Here is a 17,110-nt window from a genome sequence, read left to right on the forward strand (position 1 = left end):
CCGTGATCAGTCCACGCCCGTTCATGATTCACCCCTGGTGACGCTTCGCGACAGCGTGCGCCCTGAGGGTGCGAATCGGACATTTCTAATGAGCCAGAATCGGACATTACTAAAAAGCCCCCACATCTCCAAATTCGAATTTTTGTTGATAATTTATATTATGTCAAATGCCGTATTTGTCGAAGACAGCCACCACGGGACACCGACGATGCCCAATCACGATAGCGAGCTGTCCAAAGCGCGAGTCTCCGTCGTACCGCAATCGACGCCCGGATGCTGGACGATTCAGTGATCGTCAACAAAGCTGGCTCGACAATTCAATGTCAACTTTCCGCGCCCTCAATCAGATCCTTCACGAATTACGACCCTCCACTCGGATCGGGTGCTTCCATGCGCGCGATATGCCGCAATTAGACAATTGCTAAATCTTTCTTTGTGCCCTTGAGGAATAAGCTTTCCAGCTAACGCGAATACCGCTATCGCAGCTCAAGCGGATTTTTTATCGTTGTCTATTGGCTTGTGGCTCAGAGACGTTTCGCATTTTCTCCCGCCCGGCGAGCGTCTCCTCGCGCCAGAAGACTGCGCATGCGCTACGTGCATTTCGACGCGGCGCACGGACACAACGCGTTCGCCGCGTTGCCGTTTGCCTCGGTCTTCGATGCATGTTCGAACACCCGTAGACGCTCGGCATCCGCAATCAGTCGTTTCTTGGTCGTCGAGCGTCCCGCCGATCCGAAGCCCATCACCTTTTCGTATTCACCCGGCCTGTCGTGCCTGAAACGATTAAAGAAGTCATCCCCCGGCAGGCCGTTATCAAGGCTCATCAGGCAGCCGTAGTCGAGCGACGCGCAATCGCTCAGCGAGCGCGCCGCGTCCGCCAACGCGCGATAACGGCTTTGCAACGGTTCGTCGCGACCGAAAAGAGCGTGCAGTTCCTGATAAGACACGAGTCTCTTGCGCCTGGCGGCACGCAATAGCATCGCGGCAATATCGCGGGTCCTATCAGTGTTCATGTCATTCTCCTTACCACCTGCTTGCAGTGCCCAATGGCACCGATGAGAGCGCTGCTGTCACCTTTGATCGTTTTATGCGTATCGAGTCAGAAAGTGCCCGGGGGAAAGTATTTCCGGGTATTGAGCGACGCAGTCAAATTAAGCAGATGGTTACCGGAGTCGGGATTCACAGCGATACTCTGCGCGAATGTCCCGTTTTCCTATAGTCCGCCTGGAAAAGCGCCGCGAAACGGTTTTCAATCTTCAGAACCCATTTTTCGCAGATTTCAAGCGAATGCGACCCTGCATCGAAAAATGCATTCGAATTGCATTCGCAAAACAGAAATCCACGCATTCAAACGATTCTGTCTTCCGACCTGCCGCGCCCACTATCAAGCCCCAGACGCCAAGCTCTGTGCGGCTTGGCGGTATTTGGCGGCTATCGGCGCGAGCCCAGCCAGATTGATCTTTTCTTTAAATCAGTTCAATCAGGTTAGCAAACGTGAAATTCAATCGCAAGGAAGATCTTTACGGTTGTAGAAAGAAAAAGATAGTGCGGACGTCTTACTCGACGATTACGTCGTTTTCTATCAGAGGAAAGACGCGATTGATTTTTTATTCTTTTAGACACAGCGGGCGACTTTTCGATTATCTGTAAGTGGGCGTGCCCTCTTCTCTGTCTACACCAGCAACCGATTGCAGTCCGGTCAGCGACCCAACGGCGGAGTTCTTCAATGCATCGACCGAATGACGATTTACCGACCGTCGCACGACGTCTCACGGCGGGCAAGAAACTGCTCGACGGCATCGCTGCGGCCGAGGTCGCGAAACAGATGGGAATGGCAAAGACGACCGTCGAGCGATACCGCAAGCTATTGGAGCAAGGCGGGCTCGACGCGCTCAGAAACATGAGCGTCGGCGGGCGCCATTCCGCACTCGCGGTGGCGGATCTGGACTGGTTGGCCGAGGCGCTGAGGGCCTCGCCGCGCGACTATGGGTTCGACTCCGATGGCTGGAGCAATGCGCGCATGCGCGAGCTGATAAGCCGTCAGTTCGGCATCTCTTACTCGCGGGTCTATGTATGGCAACTGGCCACCAGACTCGGCGTGTCTTACCGGCTCGGCCGAAATGCACACTAAAACGGCGGCCGCACCACGCTAACGCACGCGCGTTCGCATCGGCTCAGGCGCTTTCTCGAACCTTTGGCAAAAACTGCGGCGCGAATTCGACCTGCGACCATTGGAACGGCAACGCGCCGCGGCTGCGCCGGACTTCGTCCACATGGAACCGCACGAGCCGCTGCGCGCCCGCAAATGCCGCGAGTTCGTCGCCGTCCCAGACGATCTCCGCTCGCACCGCCAGATAAAGCAGATCGCCGGTTGCGAAGTCGATGAACAGCAGGCCCGCGCGCGGATCGTGCACGAGGTTGCCTATCGTGTTGAAGAAGCGGTTGCCGCTGTAGTCGGGCGTGGTCAGCGTGTTTGCGTCGTCCACGCGCACGAAGCCCGGTGCGCCGCCGCGATGCGAAACGTCTACACCCTTCCCCACCCCCGCTTCCTCGCTCAGATTCGCACTGGCGATAAAGAACGTGTCCGCGCTCGCGAGCAATTCGCGGTCGGCACTGTCCAGGTGGGTGGAGATCTCGGGCTGCACGCCCGTCGCGGCCGGGTCCCGCTCGATGAAAGACGGCGTACGGCTCTGGATGTACTTCGGGCAATTGCCGAAACTCTGCGTGACTTCGACCTGCAACGCGTCGCCCTGCACGGACCGTACGACGCCATTCACCCGGTTGCGGCGCCGCGTGCGCGGCTCGATGCCCAGCGCGCCGAGCTGCGCCCCTTCGCGCCACGCCGCGGCGAGCGGATCGCCAGCCAATGCGCCGCCTTCGATGCGCAGCGTGCGCGCATCCGGTGACGTGACGAAGCCCGGCGAACTCGCGCGTAGCGTCGCCCACGGCTGACCGCTCGCATCGACGCCGCCGATCACGAGCAACGGCTGCGCGGCAAAGAACTCGCGATGCTGCTCCGGCATGAAACGGCGAATGCCCCGACGCCCCATCGACTCCGCCACGTCGCGCACACCCGCGCGCTGCTGCGCATCCTGCTCGCCGGCATGAAACGGCGACACGTCGGCTCCCCAGTTATTGAGCGGAACGAACTCGGACATGATCTGACTCCCTTGCAAGATCTGAAGCGGCTCTGAACGCGTATCACGCCGCCAGCAAACCCGCCTTCGTCGACGGCATCGCGATGAAACGCGGCAATGCTTCCACGCGACCCAGCCACGCACGAATGTTCGGATACGGCTGCAACGACACGCCGCCTTCGGGTGCGTGAGCGATATACGTGTGCGCGGCGATATCGGCGATCGTGACGTGGGTGCCAGCCACGAACGGCTTGCCGGCAAGCTCCTCGTCGATCACGTCGAACAGCTTGACGGCGATCTGCTTAGCACGCTCGTGGTCGAGCGGCGCGCCGAATACGGTAACGAGCCGCGCCGCGCACGGCCCGTATGCGATCTGGCCTGCCGCGAGCGACAGCCAGCGCTGCACCGCTGCGGCGCCGATTGGATCGTTGGGCAGCCACGACGCGTCGCCATAGCGCTTCGCCAGATAAACGAGAATCGCGTTCGAGTCGAACAGCGTCAGGTCGCCGTCCTGAATCGTCGGCACCTGACCGAACGGGTTCAGCGCGAGGTACGCGGGCTTGCGGTTCTCGCCCGCTTTCATGTCCAACACGATCACCTCGAACGGCAGATCGAGCAGCGACAGAAACAGCTTCACGCGATGACCGTGGCCTGACAGCCGTGTCGTATACAGCTTGATAGGCTGGGCGGGTCGGGTGGCGGACATGGAGGTCTCCGGAGAGGTTGAATGACACGCCCAGCATAGGGCGTAGGCACTACCGCGCGGAAGCCCGATAATCCGGGAAACACAGTCAAGCGAGAATGGACAATCGATCATGGCCGATGTGCGCAACGTGAACCTGAACCGCCTCGCGATCTTCGTCGCGGTCATCGACGCGGGCTCGCTGAGCGCCGCCGCGACGCGGCTCGGACTCGCGAAGACGATGGTCAGCACGCACATGCAGCGGCTCGAGGCTGAGGTCGGCGCGAGCCTGCTGGTGCGCACCACGCGGCGGCTCGGCGTCACCGAGGCGGGCCGCACGTTCTACGAGGCGAGCGTGAAGATACTGCGCGCCACCGAGGACGCGTTGAACGCGCTCGGCGGAGAAACGTCGCCGGTGCGCGGCACGCTGCGCGTCAGTGCGCCGAACGACTACGGCGCGCTCGTCGTCACGCCCGCGCTGGTCGAATTGCGCCGCACCCACGCGCAACTCGACGTCGAGCTGCTGAGCAGTGACCGCTACGTCGATCTGATTGCCGATGGCATCGACGTCGCGATCCGGCTTGGTCGTCTCGCGGATTCGAACTATCGCGCGGTGAAGCTCGGCAGCTTCGTCAAGTGGCTCGTCGCGAGTCCCGAGTTCCTGCACACGTGGGGCGTGCCGAATACGCCGGCCGCTTTGGAGACTCTGCCCTATTGCGCGTTGTCGGTGCTGCCGCATCCGTTGACGCTCGATCTGCGCCACGCCGACGGTAGAACCGCGAGCGTGCGCTGTGAGTCCGCTCTGCGTGTCAACACGGCCGATGCCTGCCGCGCGGCGACGCTCGCGGGCGGCGGCATCGGTCTGCTGACGGATTTTTCGATCGCGGACGACGTCGCGGCGGGACGGCTGATCCGGCTGCTGCCCGAATGGGCAACCGCGCCGGCGAGCATCCAGGCCGTGTTTCCGCCGACGAGTCACCCGCCGGCGAAAGTGCGCGCATTGATCGATACGCTGAAGCGAAGGCTCGCTGCGGACCCCGCGGACTAGCGCGGCAGATCCTCCTGGCGTTCCCATTCCAGCGCAACGGCGGTTAGCTTCTATCCCCGCGATCGCCCGATTTGCTCTACTGCGACGATGCGCGCCGCGCCCCGCGGCCGCGGCTGATCGTCAATGTGGAGAGCTCATGTCCGCCATTTCCCGTCCTGCTCAAAGGGTCCTTACCGTCGCGTGTCCGAGCGCGGCGGGCCAGGTTGCCGCCGTCGCCGGCTTTCTCGAACGGCATCGTTGCTATGTCGACGAACTCACCGTTTTCGACGACGAACTCAGCGAGCGCTTTTTCGTGCGCTGTGTGTTTCACCACGTCGATCGCGACGACGCGTTGCAGATCGCCACGCTGAAGCAGGAATTCGCGCCGATCGCCGAACGCTTCCGGATGACGTGGGCGATCCACGATCTGTCGGTCCGGCCGAAGGTCATGATCATGGTGTCGAAGCTCGAACACTGCCTCGCCGATCTGCTGTTTCGCTGGCGCATGGGCGAGCTGAAAATGGACATCGTCGGCATCGGCTCGAATCATCGCGATCTCGAACCGCTCGCGCGGCAGCACGGCCTGCCGTTCCGTCATCTGCCGATCACCGCCGACACGAAGCCGCAACAGGAAGCGCAACTGCTCGAGCTGTTCGACTCGTCCGGCGCCGAGCTGCTGATTCTCGCGCGCTACATGCAGATCCTGTCCGCCGAAACGAGCCGCGCGCTCGCCGGGCGCGCGATCAATATCCATCATTCGTTCCTGCCGGGGTTCAAGGGGGCGAAACCGTATCATCAGGCCCATGCGCGCGGCGTCAAGGTGATCGGCGCCACCGCCCATTTCGTTACCGACGATCTCGACGAAGGTCCGATCATCGAGCAGGGAGTCGAACCGGTCGATCATTCGTACAGCCCCGAACGGCTGCTGACGTCCGGACGCGACGTCGAATGCATCACGCTCGCGCGCGCGGTGAAGGCGTTCGTGGAGAGGCGCGTGTTCATCAACGGCGAGCGCACCGTCGTGCTGCGGTAAACAGAAAAACGCCGCTGAAAAGCGGCGTTTTCATCAGGCCGAGCCGGCGCTTGCCGACTTACTTCACCCAGCTATCCACGCGGTCCGAATGCGCGCTGATCCACGCGTCGGCCGCCGCAGTCGGCTTTTCACCATTCTGCGTGGCCAGCATCACCGTGTCGATCTCGCCCGGCTTCCATTGGAACTTCTTCAGGAACGCGACCACCGTCGGCGCTTTTTTCTCGAGCTCGGGATTCACCACCGTATCGACGTGCTCCGCTTCACCGAACACCTTCTTCGGATCGTCGAGGAATTTCAGCTTGTACTTCGCGAACATCCAGTGCGGCTTCCAGCCGGTCACGATGATCGGCTTGCTGGCCGCCTCCGAGCGCGCCAGTTCGGCGGTCATCGCGCTGCCGGAACTCGGCATCAGCTGATAGTCGAGCCCATAGGCCTTGATCGCCTCGCTGGTTTTCTGCATCACGCCAGCTCCAGCGTCGATGCCGACGATGCGCGCGCCGAATTCCGCCTTCTTCGCCTGCAGATCGCCGACGCTCTTCACGTCCACGTTGTCCGGCACGATCAGCCCGATCTTCGCGTCGTTGAAGTTCGCCCCGAGGTCGACCACCTTGTCCTTGAAGTTGTTCCAGTACGCGCCGTGCGTGACCGGCAGCCACGCGGACAGCGTCGCGTCGAGATCGCCGCGCGCCACGCCCTGCCACATCACACCGGCCGCCACCGGCACCAGTTGCACCTGATAACCGAGGCGTTTTTGGATCACCTCGGCGGCCACGTTCGACGTCGCAACGCTATCGTCCCAGCCCTCCACGTAACCGATCTTGATGGTCGGCTTCGAATCGGCCGACACGCCCGCACTGACCGCCGCCAGCATCACCCCCAACGCGCTTGCCACCACTATCTTTCCGATCAGTCTCATCGACGTTCTCCCGTTGATACATTTGCCAATTGACGCGTTTGCCATCGAACCGCAGATCGCGCATTTAGAATCGCCAGCCAGAATTGCCAGGTAGTGTTGTTTTGCGACATGCAGTTGTCCGCATGCGACTTCCACGCACATCCGCGCAGTGTTTGCTGTTTCTTGTGGTGTTATCAGTCGTATTACTTGTCGACGACGAGATCGCTCAGCGGCTTGCTACAGCACAGCAGCACCATGCCCTGATCGATCTCGCGCTGACGGATACCGCCTGCGTGCTTCATCGCCACTTCGCCCGACACGAGCTTGACCTTGCAGGTGCCGCACATGCCTTGCGTGCACGACGCCGGCAGCCGCACGCCCGCCTGCTTCGCCGCTTCGAGCACGTGCTGGCCAGCGCCGCACTCGATCTCGCGATGACTGCGCGTAAAGCTCACCTTGTAGCGCGTTTCGGTTTCGACTGGCGCCGGCGCATCGCGCAGCTCGTCGGCGGCATGCGCTTCGGCCAATGGCGCGGCCACCTCGCTGACGGTCTCGAACGAGAAGCTTTCCTCGTGATAGTGCCGGCGATCGAAGCCGCCTTCGTCGAGCAGATTGCGCACCGCCTGCATATAAGGCGCGGGGCCGCAGGTGAAGATTTCGCGCTCCTGAAAATCCGGCGCAATCAGTTTCAGCAGCGGCAGCGTCAGAAAGCCGGTGATGCCGGGCCAATTGGTGCGCGCGCCCACGCGCTCGCAGACGAACGCGGTGCGGAAATGCGCCTGATTTGCGGCGATCAGATCGAGTTCGCGCGCGAAGATGATGTCGTCCGGCGTGCGCGCGCTATGCACGAAGACGATATCGCTGTCCTCGCCGAGTTCATGATGCGTACGGCTCATCGACATCAGCGGCGTGATGCCCGAGCCCGCCGACAAAAACAGGAACTTGCGCGCCGGATGCCGCGCGCAGGTGAATTCGCCGGCAGGCCCCAGCACCCGTACCTGCATGCCCGCATGCAGATGGTCGTGCAGCCAGTTGGACACCGGGCCGCCCGGCACGCGCTTGACGGTGATCGAAATCGTATGCGGTCGCGTGGGCGGCGACGAGATCGTATAGCAGCGATTGATCCGCTCGCCGTCGATCTCCAGCTCCAGCGTGATGAATTGCCCCGGCTCGAACACGAACGCCCGGCCGGATGGCGCGCGGAAGAAGAAGCTCTTCACGTCGTGCGTTTCGCTGCGGACCTGGCAGCACTCCAGCGTGTCGTCGGAATCACTGCTCCAGCGCGCCGGCAGCGCGTCCCAGAAGCGCGGCTGCGTCACACGGCTCAGCGCGCCGGCTGGATTCTGTGAAGTCTGCTCGATGTCCGCTTGAAACATGGCCTGATCGCGCATCATGGTTGTCCCCCCGCTCGTCATTGCGGTGTTGCACTCAGCGCGCGAACGACACGACTTTCTCGTCGTGCGCTGCTCGCGGGTTCGCGTCGTAATCCGCGAGACGGCCGATATACCATTCGCAGAACTTTTCGACGAGTCCTTCGGTGAACGGCGAATACGGACCCGGCTCATACGCGCTGCTCGTCGCGCCGCGCTGCGAATATTCGACGAGCGCGCGATCCTGGTCGTTGGTCGCTCGCCACACGGCGGTCAGATTGTCGACGTCGTAATCGATGCCTTCGCGCGCGTCCTTGTGCACGAGCCATTTGGTGCGCACCAGCGTCTTGCCGGCCGACAGCGGAATCACCGAGAAACTGACGATATGGTCGCTCATGAAGTGATGCCACGAATTCGGCTGGGTCCAGAACGACAGGCCGCCGAGGTCGGCCTCCTTGAAACCGCCGAGCAGTTTCTTCGAGGCGACCTTCGCGTCGAGCGTCTGCGATTCGCCGTCGCGATCGAGCGGCAGACGTTGCGTGCGAAACCCGGTGACCAGATCGGCGAGCCGCTCGATTTCCGCCGATGGCAACTGCATCGCCTCCCACTGCGCGGTGCGGCGCGCGACCGTCGCCTCGAACGCGGCCATGCCCTCTTCGTTCGCCGGCGTGCGCTGATAACCGAAACCGTATTCGTACAGCGAGATGGTCAGCTCCGGATGGTTCGCGACGCAGTGATAGCACTCGCGATTGTTCTCCATCGTCAGCTTCCAGTTGCCCTCTTCGATGATGTCGATCGACGCGGCGATCTTGCAGCCGGCCAGATCGTGCGGCAACAGATACGGCTCCATCGCGGCGCGCATCACTGAAAAATCGGCGGGCGGCTGCTCGGCGAGACAGATGAAAATCAGCCCGGCGAGATTTTCGACATGCACCGCCTTCAGGCTATGTTTGCAGCGGTCGAACTGTTCGCCCATGTGCTCGGCGAACATCAGGTCGCCATTGAGGCTATACGTCCAGCTGTGATACGGACAGACGATATTGCCGAGCGAGCCCTTGCCGGTATTGCACAGACGCGCGCCGCGATGGCGGCAGACGTTATGAAACGCGCGCACCTGCATGTCGTCGTCGCGCACGATCAGGATCGAGTCGTTGCCGATCTCGACCGTCACATAGTCGCCCGGCTCGGGCACGTCAGGCTCGACCGCGACCTGAATCCAGTGCTGGCGGAAAATCGCGTCGAGATCGAGCGCGAATATTTCTTCGCTCGTATAGAACGGCGCTTCCAGCGTGTAATTCTGCTTGCGGCGTTCGATCATTGCGCGAACGTCTGCGGAAACTTTCATTGTGTGCTCCGTTGCGTGTCACGTCTGGCGCCGCGCCAGGCCCTCCTGGTCGCATGCTGGCCCGAGCCGGAATTCAGTTCAGTAATCCACCAGTTGATGCTCGCGCAAATACGCGAGGATCACTTGTGCTTTTTCGACGGAACTCCCTTCAATTACGACGCTGCCGCCGCGGCTCTCGGTCGTCGTCGCCGACAGCATGCGGGCATGGCCCGAGCGCTTTTCGGCGGCGGCGAGTCGCACCGGTTTCGAGGCGGGGCCGATCGTCCATGCGGACTGTTCGGGAGTGGTGCCGTGCGGCGCGGCGCCGCCGACCGCGGCGGTGCGCTCGATCCTGCCTTCGCGCAGCCGCGCATACGCGTACGAGGTCGCGGCGTTCGCGAGCGGATGCACGGCGATCAACGCGGGCAGTCGCACTTCGACGCGCCGTCGCAGGCCCTTCGGCATGAACTGCCGGACTTGCGCACAACCGTCGCGCACAGCCAGATCCACGGCGGCGCCGACGAGCGGTACCGCCAGCGCATGCGCGACGCGATACGGCAGCATGCCGCTATCGAAGCCGCCTTCGGCGCGCGTGCCGGTGAGAACCAGTTCGTAGCCACGCAAACGCGCGGCGAGTTGCGGCGCCGGATCGGCGTCGGGTGGCATCTCCAGCACTTCGACCGAACGCGCGCCGAGCGCCAGATATTCGTTCAGTGCGGCGTTCGACGGATCGCCCGCATGCAGCACGTCGAGCGTCGCGCCATGCGTTCTCGCGAGCGACAGCGCCAGCGCCAACGCCGCCGCATCGTTGCGGCTGTAGCGCGCGACGCCGCTAACCGGATGACGTCCGATTGAAACCAATACGGCGATCTTCATGCGAGCACTCCTTCGGCAAGCTTGCCCGGTTGCAGCAGTGCGGCCGACGTCGCACGCGCGCCGCGCGCCGCGGCCGCCGCTTCGTTGAGCGCCGCGATGGTTTCCTGCGCGTCCGCGATCACGGTCAGATTCGCGCGCTTGGCGATCGGCGCGCTCGCGTCGAGGTTCACCGCGATCACATGGCGGCAATCCTTGATGCCCTGAAGATGCTGCACAGCGCCGGAGATACCGAACGCGATATACACGCTCGCCTCGACGGTCTTGCCGGTCGCGCCGATCTGCTTGTCGCGCGTGAACTTGCCGTCGTCGACGGCGACCCGGCTCGCGCCGATCGCCGCGCCGAGGGTCGTCGCGAGCCGCTCGAACGCGGCTACGTCGCTCACGCCATTGCCCGCAGATACGATGAAGTCCGCTTCTTCCAACGCGACCTGCGCTGCGTCGATTTCGTCGATGCCGAGATCGCGTATTGCGCGTTGCACGAGCGGGCGATCCGCTTCCCGGTCGAAGCGCCACGCGACCCGTTCGCCCGCGCCGACGAACGGCAGCTTCGGGTCGACCGCATTCGGCGCGAGCAGCACGACTTCGGGCAGCGCGCGGCTGGCTAGCGCCGTATTCGCGCGGATATAGGTGGACACGTGCGCCGCATCGATCTCGACGACGTGCGTCGCGACGCTCGCATCGGCCACCGACGCATAACGGCGGCCCAGGTCGCCGTCGCCGGTCGCGTTGTCGGGCAGGAAGACATGGGCCGGCGCGTATGCGGCGACGCAGGCCGCCAGCGCATTCAGCTCATCGTCCGGCGCGTACGTGCGGCGATCGAACATCGGCAATTCGATCAGTTTGTCGGCGCCGAGCGCGGCGGCATCGCCGGTAAATTCGCCGAACACCAGCAGCGCGACTTCGGTTTGCAAGTCCGCGATCAGCGCCGCGGCGGCGAGCGTTTGCCGCGCATGTTCATCGAGCGCGCCGCGATCCGCGTGCGCCGCTACCAGCAGCACATGGTGCGGCGTGGCCGTCGTGCGGCGCGGCTTCGGCTGCTCGCGATGCGCGGCATGACGCGCATCAGCTAACGACGCACTGCCGCCGGCAGCCGTCACGCCAATTGCGCCGAGCGTGATGCGCTTGAGTCCGTGTGCCGTCACCGTGAACGGCCGGCGCGGATCGATTCGTTTGAGCGTATTCATCATCGCGTTACTCCAGCGCCGCGGCGACCAGTTCGGCCACGTCCAGCACTTCCGGGCGCGGCCCCACTACCCCTTCGAGCATCGCCGTGCAATTCGGGCAGCCGACCGCGACGATCTCCGCGCCGCTCGCGCGCGCGTCATCGATACGGATATCGGGAATCCGCCGTTTGCCGGGAATATCGGTCAACGGTGCGCCACCGCCGCCACCGCAGCAGCGTCCGCGCATCCCGTGCCGCTCCATCTCGACCACCTTGATGCCGATGCTCTTCAGCACACGGCGCGGCGCTTCCGTCTCACCGTTGTAACGGCCCAGATAGCACGGGTCGTGATACGTGATGTTGCGCTCCGTCACGGCGGCGGCCGCGCGCGGCGACAGCTTGCCGCTCGCGATCAGTTCGTCGATCAGCGCCGTGTGATGCTGCACCTGGTAGAAGCCGCCGAGCGCGCGATACTCGTTGCGCAGGCTATGCAGCACATGCGGATCGGCGGTGACGATGCGCGCGAACGAGTACTGCGAGAGCGTGCCGATCAGCGTACGAGCCAGTTGCTGGAACGTCGCTTCGTCGCCCAGACGCCGCGCTGTGTCGCCGGTATCGGTTTCGACGCCGCCCAGCACCGCGTAATCGACGCCGGCGCGGTTCAGCACCTTGACCAGCGCGCGCAGCGTGCGCTGATAGCGCATGTCGAACGCGCCTTCGCCGGCGATCAGCAGCACGTCCATATGACGGCCAGGCTGCGCGACCTGCACCTGCAGATCGACGGCCCAGTCGTAACGCGCACCGATGTCGTAGCCGTTGCTGCTGCCGGTCTCGCGCAGATTCGCGAGCGTCGCCGGCCCTTTGCCCGGCACGCTGCCCTCGACGAGCGTCTGGTTGCGGCGCATGTCCACGATCGCGTCGACGTGCTCGATCAGCATCGGGCACTCCTGCACGCAGGCGCGGCAGGTCGTGCACGACCACAGCGTGTCGGCTTCGATCAGCGACGAGATCAGCGGCTTGCCCGGCGCGCCCCCATGCTTGCCGACCGGAATGCCGGGCGTCGGGCTGCCCGCGTACTGCGCGTCGGTGCCGCCGACCATGCCGGTCACCAGATCCTGAATCAGCTTCTTCGGGTTCAACGGCTGTCCCGCCGCGAACGCGGGGCACGCCGCTTCGCATTTACCGCATTGCACGCAGGCATCGAAGCTCAGCAACTGGTTCCAGCGGAATTCGACCGGCTTGCCGACCCCGTATTCCTTCGCGTCGAGCAGCGGCATTTTCAATGCCGTGGGCGGCACCGCGTCGGGAGCGTTACGCGCCGCGGCCGCATCGGCAAAGCGCTCCTGACGCGGATGAAACGCGAGGTGGAGCAACCCGGCCAACGCATGCTTCATCGGACCGCCGCGCGCCGCGCCGAACGTCATCGTGAACGCGCCCGCCGCGATCAGCAGCGCGACGATCACAGCAAGAGCACCAGACATCGCCGTCGCGGGCAATGCGATGAACAAGGCGAGACCGAGCGCGAACGAACCCAGCAGCAACGGCAACTGATCCCACGGTCCCCGCGAGAGCCGCGCCGGCACTGCTTTCGCGCCATGCCGGCGGCGCCAGACGAACACCGTGCCGATCAGCATCGCCAGCGCGGCGACGAAGATCAGCTTGTCGAGCCACGGCGAGTAGATCGCGAAGCCGTAGTTGACGAACACGAGCGCCATCGCGAGGATCGCTCCGCCCGCCGTCGCAACGTGCGTGCGGGCGATGTACGGATCGCGCGCAACCACATGATGCAGGTCGACGAAGTAGCGCTTCGGGATCGCGAGCAGATTGGCCCAGCCGTAGGCGCCCGCGACGGTCGCGCGGCCCTCGCGCCAGTAGGCGGCGCGGCGTGCCAGCGCGAACGCGAGACCGGCCACCGACACCCACAGCAGGACGGTGATGACAAACACGGGGCTCATCGTCAGAAATCCTTGCAAAGGCGCAGCGCGTCGTAGATCGCGCCGTGAATGTTGTGCATCGAGATGCAGTCGCCGACCCGGAACAGCAGGAAGCGGCCGTTGCCGAGTTCTTCGTCCAGACACGGCTGCGGTTCGGACGCGAACAGCTTGTGCACGTCGACCTGGCCGCGATTGAGCGATTCAGGCTTCAGCTTCCAGTAAAGCTGGTCGTTCGGCGTACTGCCGTTTTCGATCACCACCTGATCGACCGCGCGTTCTTCCTGCTCCTCGGTGTACTCGTTGCGGATCACGGCGATCTTCTTGCCGTCCTCCTCATACACCTTGTCGAGCCAGTAATTGGGCGTATGGATCACGCCTTGTGCGTACAGCCGGCGATAGAAGATCGGGAACGTGGTGCCGCCGACGTCGTCGGCAACCTTCACGTCGGGCGTGACGATCTCCACGTTCCCGCCACGGCTCGCGATGAAATCAGCGACGCCCGCGCCCGCATGCGTGCTGACGCCGTCGTACACGAGCACGTTTTTGCCCGGCTCGACCTTGCCGGCCAGCACGTCCCACGAACTGACCGCGAGCCCCGCGTCGACACCCCATGCCGCGACCTGCGACGTGAACGCCGAACCGCCGGTGGCGAGCACGACGATGTCGGGCTTCTCGGCCATGATGGTCCGCTCATCGGCGGCGACACCGAGGCGGCGGTCCACGCCGAGGCGCTTCGTCTCCATGTCGAACCAGCGCACGATGCCCGCCATCTGCTCGCGCTGCGGCGCTTTCGCCGCCAGCATGATCTGGCCGCCCACGTGATCGTTCTTCTCGAACAGCACCACGTCGTGACCGCGCGACTTCGCGACGCGCGCCGCTTCGAGCCCCGCCGGTCCCGCGCCGACCACGACGACCTTGCGCTTCGGCCCGCGCGACTTCACGATCACGTGCGGCATCGTCGCTTCGCGTGAGGTCGCGGCGTTTTGCACGCACAGCACGTCGAGCCCGTTGTACTGACGGTCGATGCAGTAGTTCGCGCCGACGCACTGCTTGATTTCGTCCTCGCGGCCATCGCGGATCTTGATGACCATATGCGGATCGGCGATCTGCGCGCGCGTCATGCCGACCAGATCGACCATGCCGCTCGCCAGCAGCCGCTCGGCCTGGCCCGCGTCGCGAATGCTTTGCGCGTGCATCACCGGCACCTTGACGACCTGCTTGATGCCGGCCGCCAGATGCACGAACGGCTCGGGCGGCAGCGCCATCGGCGGCATGCAGTTGGCGAGCGTGTTATGGGTGTCGGCGCCCGAACCGATCACGCCGAGATAGTCGATCAGGCCGCTCTCGCTCATTGCCTGGGCGATTTCCTTCAGCTGTTCGTGATCGAGCCCGTCTTCATGGAATTCGTCGCCGCACATGCGCAGGCCGACGCAGAAGTCGGCGCCCACCGCGGCGCGCACCGCCTGCAACACTTCGACGCCGAAACGCAGCCGGTTTTCGAGCGAGCCGCCCCATTCGTCGGTACGGAAGTTGGTGCGGGGGCTCCAGAACTGATCGATCAGATGCTGGTGCGCGGCCGAGATTTCGATGCCGTCCATGCCCGCATCCTTCACGCGCTTCGCCGCCGCCGCGAAGTCGCCGATGATGCGGCGAATCTCCTCGACCTCGATGATCTTCGCATTGCCGCGATGCACCGGCTCGCGCACACCGGACGGCGACATCAGATGCGGCCAGTGCTCGCCGTGAAACGCCGAACGGCGTCCCATGTGCGTGGCCTGAATCATGATCTTCGCGCCATGCGTGTGCATCGCTTCGGCGAGCCGTGCGAGCGGATCGACGATCTTGTCGGTCGCGAGATTCACCGACTTCCACCAGCCTTGCGGGCTGTCGATCGACACCGGGCTCGACCCGCCGCACACGGCGAGTCCGACGCCGCCCTTGGCCTTTTCCTCGTAGTAGCGGATATAACGGTCGCCGGGCAGACCGCCCGGTTCCGCATAGACCTCCGCGTGCGCGGTACTGACGATGCGATTGCGAAGCGTCAGCTTGTTCAACGTGAGCGGCTTGAAAAGGTTCGGGTAACGCATCGCGGTCGACCTCGGAATGCTCGGATTAGATTGATGCCAGCGGCGACACTTCGAACACGCAGTGTTCGTGTCCTTCCGCCGCACAGCGTGCTTCTTTCGATTGCGACGGCGGACCCTTGCGCGCGCCGTCGGGCACGGTGTCGTTGACCCAGTCCATCGCGCCCGCGAACCAGCCGGCGAACATGTAGCAGAGCTTGCCGGTCTTGCCCGGTTGCGCGAGCACGAACGACGAGTGCCGCAGTTCGATCCGCGCATGCGAGTTCGCCGGATCGGCTTCGATGATCCTGAACAGGCCCCAGCCGCGCTGCGACAGACGGTTCAGGTAGTGCTCGAATACCGCCATGCCGGTGAGGCCGTGCTGTTTCGCTTCCTTCTCGCACCAGAAATAGGCGGACTTGTAGCCGGCCTTGTAGAGAATCTCGGCGTACGTGTCGCGGCCGAGCGCTTCCTCGACGGCGACGTGGTTGTTGGTGAAGAAATGACGCGGCACGTAGAGCATCGGCAGCGCGTCCGTGGTCCAGACGCCGGTGTCCGGATTCACATCGATGGGCAGTTGAGGTTGCATGTGGGGAACTCCGTTTCTATCCGCTGTAAAAAGGCTCACACCTTCCAGACTTCGCCGAACACCCGTACCCAGTTCTCGCCCATGATCTTGCGGATGCGCGTCTCGCTCCAGCCGGCGCGTTCCATCGCGGCGGTCAGGTTCGGAAACTCGCCGATCGTGCGAATGCCTTCCGGATTCACGACCTTGCCGAAGTTCGTCAACTGGCGATAACGGCCCTTGTCGTGCGTGATCCAGTCGAAGAACTCGGTGCTGTAGCCCTGTGTGAAGTCCGTGCCGATTCCTACCTGGTCCTCGCCGATCAGATTCACCACGTAGTCGATCGCCTCGATGTAGTCTTCGACGGTCGCATCGGGGCCGCGCTTCAGGAACGGCGCGAACATCGTCACGCCGACGAAGCCGCCCGCATCGGCGATCTCCTTCAGTTGCTCGTCGGTCTTGTTGCGCGGGTGCTCCTTGAGCCCGGACGGGCAGCAATGCGAATAGCAGACCGGCTTCTTCGACGCCGCGATCGCCTCCGACGAAGTCTTGCCGCCCACATGCGACAGATCGACCATGATGCCGACGCGGTTCATCTCCTGAATCACTTCGCGCCCGTAACCCGACAGACCGCCGTCGCGCTCGTAGCAGCCGGTACCGACGAGGTTCTGCGTGTTGTAGCAAAGCTGCACCACGTTGACGCCGAGATCCTTGAACGCTTCGATATAGCCGAGGTTGTCCTCGAACGCATGCGCGTTCTGGAAGCCGAAGATGATGCCGGTCTTGTTCTCTTTCTTCGCGCGGAAAATGTCGTCGGTGGTGCGCACCAGCGTGAGGATCTCGCTGTACTGGCGGATCTGCTGCTTCATTTCGGCGATGTTGTCGACGGTCTTCTGAAAGCTTTCCCAGACCGACACCGTGCAGTTCACGGCGGTGACGCCGCCTTTGCGCATGTCTTCGAACACCGAGCGCTCGAACTTCGAAATGTTCAGCCCGTCGATGATGATGCTGTTTTCGTGCAATTGACTCATCGTTTGCTCCG

General features: G+C 63.5%; 15 protein-coding genes and 1 pseudogene. 4 read left to right on the plus strand and 12 right to left on the minus strand.

The window, feature by feature from the left end:
• On the plus strand, window positions 1-292 hold a 292-nt coding region (locus tag VSR82_RS35180; RefSeq protein WP_498858514.1), incomplete at its 5' end, for a hypothetical protein.
• Between the two features lie 298 nt (window positions 293-590).
• Here the strand turns inward: VSR82_RS35180 and VSR82_RS35185 are convergent.
• The gene (locus VSR82_RS35185) at window positions 591-1,013 is read right to left on the minus strand and encodes a hypothetical protein (RefSeq protein ID WP_368583564.1); all 423 of its coding nucleotides are present in this window, start codon (window positions 1,011-1,013) and stop codon (window positions 591-593) included.
• Window positions 1,014-1,726: 713 nt separating this feature from the next.
• Between VSR82_RS35185 and VSR82_RS35190 the strand changes: the two genes are divergently transcribed.
• A complete protein-coding gene (locus VSR82_RS35190) occupies window positions 1,727-2,131 on the plus strand; it encodes a helix-turn-helix domain-containing protein (RefSeq protein ID WP_176105912.1) in 405 nt (134 codons plus the stop codon).
• A gap of 70 nt (window positions 2,132-2,201) precedes the next feature.
• Here VSR82_RS35190 and VSR82_RS35195 read toward each other — a convergent pair.
• Window positions 2,202-3,158: pseudogene (locus tag VSR82_RS35195) on the minus strand (pyridoxamine 5'-phosphate oxidase family protein); the annotation flags it as partial.
• Window positions 3,159-3,201: 43 nt separating this feature from the next.
• A complete protein-coding gene (locus tag VSR82_RS35200; RefSeq protein ID WP_429455467.1) occupies window positions 3,202-3,843 on the minus strand; it encodes a glutathione S-transferase family protein in 642 nt (213 codons plus the stop codon).
• A 109-nt stretch (window positions 3,844-3,952) separates the two neighbouring features.
• Between VSR82_RS35200 and VSR82_RS35205 the strand changes: the two genes are divergently transcribed.
• On the plus strand, window positions 3,953-4,867 hold the full coding sequence (locus tag VSR82_RS35205) for a LysR family transcriptional regulator (RefSeq protein WP_429455466.1): 915 nt from the start codon (window positions 3,953-3,955) through the stop codon (window positions 4,865-4,867).
• A 136-nt stretch (window positions 4,868-5,003) separates the two neighbouring features.
• Entirely contained in the window at window positions 5,004-5,879 is an 876-nt protein-coding gene (gene purU / locus VSR82_RS35210) for a formyltetrahydrofolate deformylase (protein WP_429455465.1), read from the plus strand.
• A 58-nt stretch (window positions 5,880-5,937) separates the two neighbouring features.
• On the opposite strand, the gene VSR82_RS35215 is transcribed toward purU, so the two are convergent.
• The 9 genes from VSR82_RS35215 to VSR82_RS35255 all read right to left on the minus strand — a co-directional run bounded on the left by VSR82_RS35215 (window position 5,938) and on the right by VSR82_RS35255 (window position 17,099).
• Window positions 5,938-6,795: a glycine betaine ABC transporter substrate-binding protein gene (locus VSR82_RS35215; RefSeq protein ID WP_368583560.1), complete on the minus strand. Its 858-nt coding sequence runs from the start codon at window positions 6,793-6,795 to the stop codon at window positions 5,938-5,940.
• A gap of 182 nt (window positions 6,796-6,977) precedes the next feature.
• On the minus strand, window positions 6,978-8,168 hold the full coding sequence (locus VSR82_RS35220; protein ID WP_429455464.1) for an FAD-binding oxidoreductase: 1,191 nt from the start codon (window positions 8,166-8,168) through the stop codon (window positions 6,978-6,980).
• Window positions 8,169-8,202: 34 nt separating this feature from the next.
• Window positions 8,203-9,489 (minus strand): aromatic ring-hydroxylating oxygenase subunit alpha, encoded by a 1,287-nt coding sequence (locus VSR82_RS35225; protein WP_410851095.1) that lies wholly within the window; start codon window positions 9,487-9,489, stop codon window positions 8,203-8,205.
• 78 nt (window positions 9,490-9,567) lie between these two features.
• Window positions 9,568-10,344, minus strand: coding sequence for an electron transfer flavoprotein subunit beta/FixA family protein (locus VSR82_RS35230; protein WP_429455463.1), 777 nt, complete (start codon window positions 10,342-10,344; stop codon window positions 9,568-9,570).
• Entirely contained in the window at window positions 10,341-11,528 is a 1,188-nt protein-coding gene (locus tag VSR82_RS35235) for an electron transfer flavoprotein subunit alpha/FixB family protein (protein WP_429455462.1), read from the minus strand. The genes VSR82_RS35230 and VSR82_RS35235 overlap by 4 nt, the downstream gene beginning before the upstream one ends.
• Window positions 11,529-11,535: 7 nt before the next feature.
• Complete coding sequence (locus VSR82_RS35240; protein ID WP_429455461.1) at window positions 11,536-13,461, minus strand: (Fe-S)-binding protein; 1,926 nt, start codon at window positions 13,459-13,461, stop codon at window positions 11,536-11,538.
• A 2-nt stretch (window positions 13,462-13,463) separates the two neighbouring features.
• Window positions 13,464-15,527 (minus strand): oxidoreductase, encoded by a 2,064-nt coding sequence (locus VSR82_RS35245; RefSeq protein WP_410851098.1) that lies wholly within the window; start codon window positions 15,525-15,527, stop codon window positions 13,464-13,466.
• A 25-nt stretch (window positions 15,528-15,552) separates the two neighbouring features.
• Window positions 15,553-16,092 carry a DUF5943 domain-containing protein gene (locus VSR82_RS35250; RefSeq protein ID WP_410851099.1) on the minus strand — a complete coding sequence of 180 codons (540 nt, stop codon included), beginning with the start codon at window positions 16,090-16,092 and terminating at the stop codon, window positions 15,553-15,555.
• Between the two features lie 35 nt (window positions 16,093-16,127).
• Complete coding sequence (locus VSR82_RS35255; RefSeq protein WP_429455460.1) at window positions 16,128-17,099, minus strand: dipeptidase; 972 nt, start codon at window positions 17,097-17,099, stop codon at window positions 16,128-16,130.
• Window positions 17,100-17,110 lie beyond the last annotated feature (11 nt).

This window comes from Burkholderia sp. JPY481 (assembly GCF_038900515.1).
GTDB classification, from domain to species: Bacteria; Pseudomonadota; Gammaproteobacteria; order Burkholderiales; family Burkholderiaceae; genus Paraburkholderia; species Paraburkholderia youngii.

Coding starts and splice junctions, on each gene's coding strand:
- purU (WP_429455465.1), top strand. CDS start 5,004: ATGTCCGCCATTTCCCGTCCTGCTCAAAGGGTCCTTACCGTCGCGTGT.
- VSR82_RS35235 (WP_429455462.1), bottom strand. CDS start 11,528: ATGAATACGCTCAAACGAATCGATCCGCGCCGGCCGTTCACGGTGACG.
- VSR82_RS35255 (WP_429455460.1), bottom strand. CDS start 17,099: ATGAGTCAATTGCACGAAAACAGCATCATCATCGACGGGCTGAACATT.
- VSR82_RS35230 (WP_429455463.1), bottom strand. CDS start 10,344: ATGAAGATCGCCGTATTGGTTTCAATCGGACGTCATCCGGTTAGCGGC.
- VSR82_RS35215 (WP_368583560.1), bottom strand. CDS start 6,795: ATGAGACTGATCGGAAAGATAGTGGTGGCAAGCGCGTTGGGGGTGATG.
- VSR82_RS35225 (WP_410851095.1), bottom strand. CDS start 9,489: ATGAAAGTTTCCGCAGACGTTCGCGCAATGATCGAACGCCGCAAGCAG.
- VSR82_RS35250 (WP_410851099.1), bottom strand. CDS start 16,092: ATGCAACCTCAACTGCCCATCGATGTGAATCCGGACACCGGCGTCTGG.
- VSR82_RS35190 (WP_176105912.1), top strand. CDS start 1,727: ATGCATCGACCGAATGACGATTTACCGACCGTCGCACGACGTCTCACG.
- VSR82_RS35200 (WP_429455467.1), bottom strand. CDS start 3,843: ATGTCCGCCACCCGACCCGCCCAGCCTATCAAGCTGTATACGACACGG.
- VSR82_RS35240 (WP_429455461.1), bottom strand. CDS start 13,461: ATGAGCCCCGTGTTTGTCATCACCGTCCTGCTGTGGGTGTCGGTGGCC.
- VSR82_RS35245 (WP_410851098.1), bottom strand. CDS start 15,527: ATGCGTTACCCGAACCTTTTCAAGCCGCTCACGTTGAACAAGCTGACG.
- VSR82_RS35205 (WP_429455466.1), top strand. CDS start 3,953: ATGGCCGATGTGCGCAACGTGAACCTGAACCGCCTCGCGATCTTCGTC.
- VSR82_RS35185 (WP_368583564.1), bottom strand. CDS start 1,013: ATGAACACTGATAGGACCCGCGATATTGCCGCGATGCTATTGCGTGCC.
- VSR82_RS35220 (WP_429455464.1), bottom strand. CDS start 8,168: ATGATGCGCGATCAGGCCATGTTTCAAGCGGACATCGAGCAGACTTCA.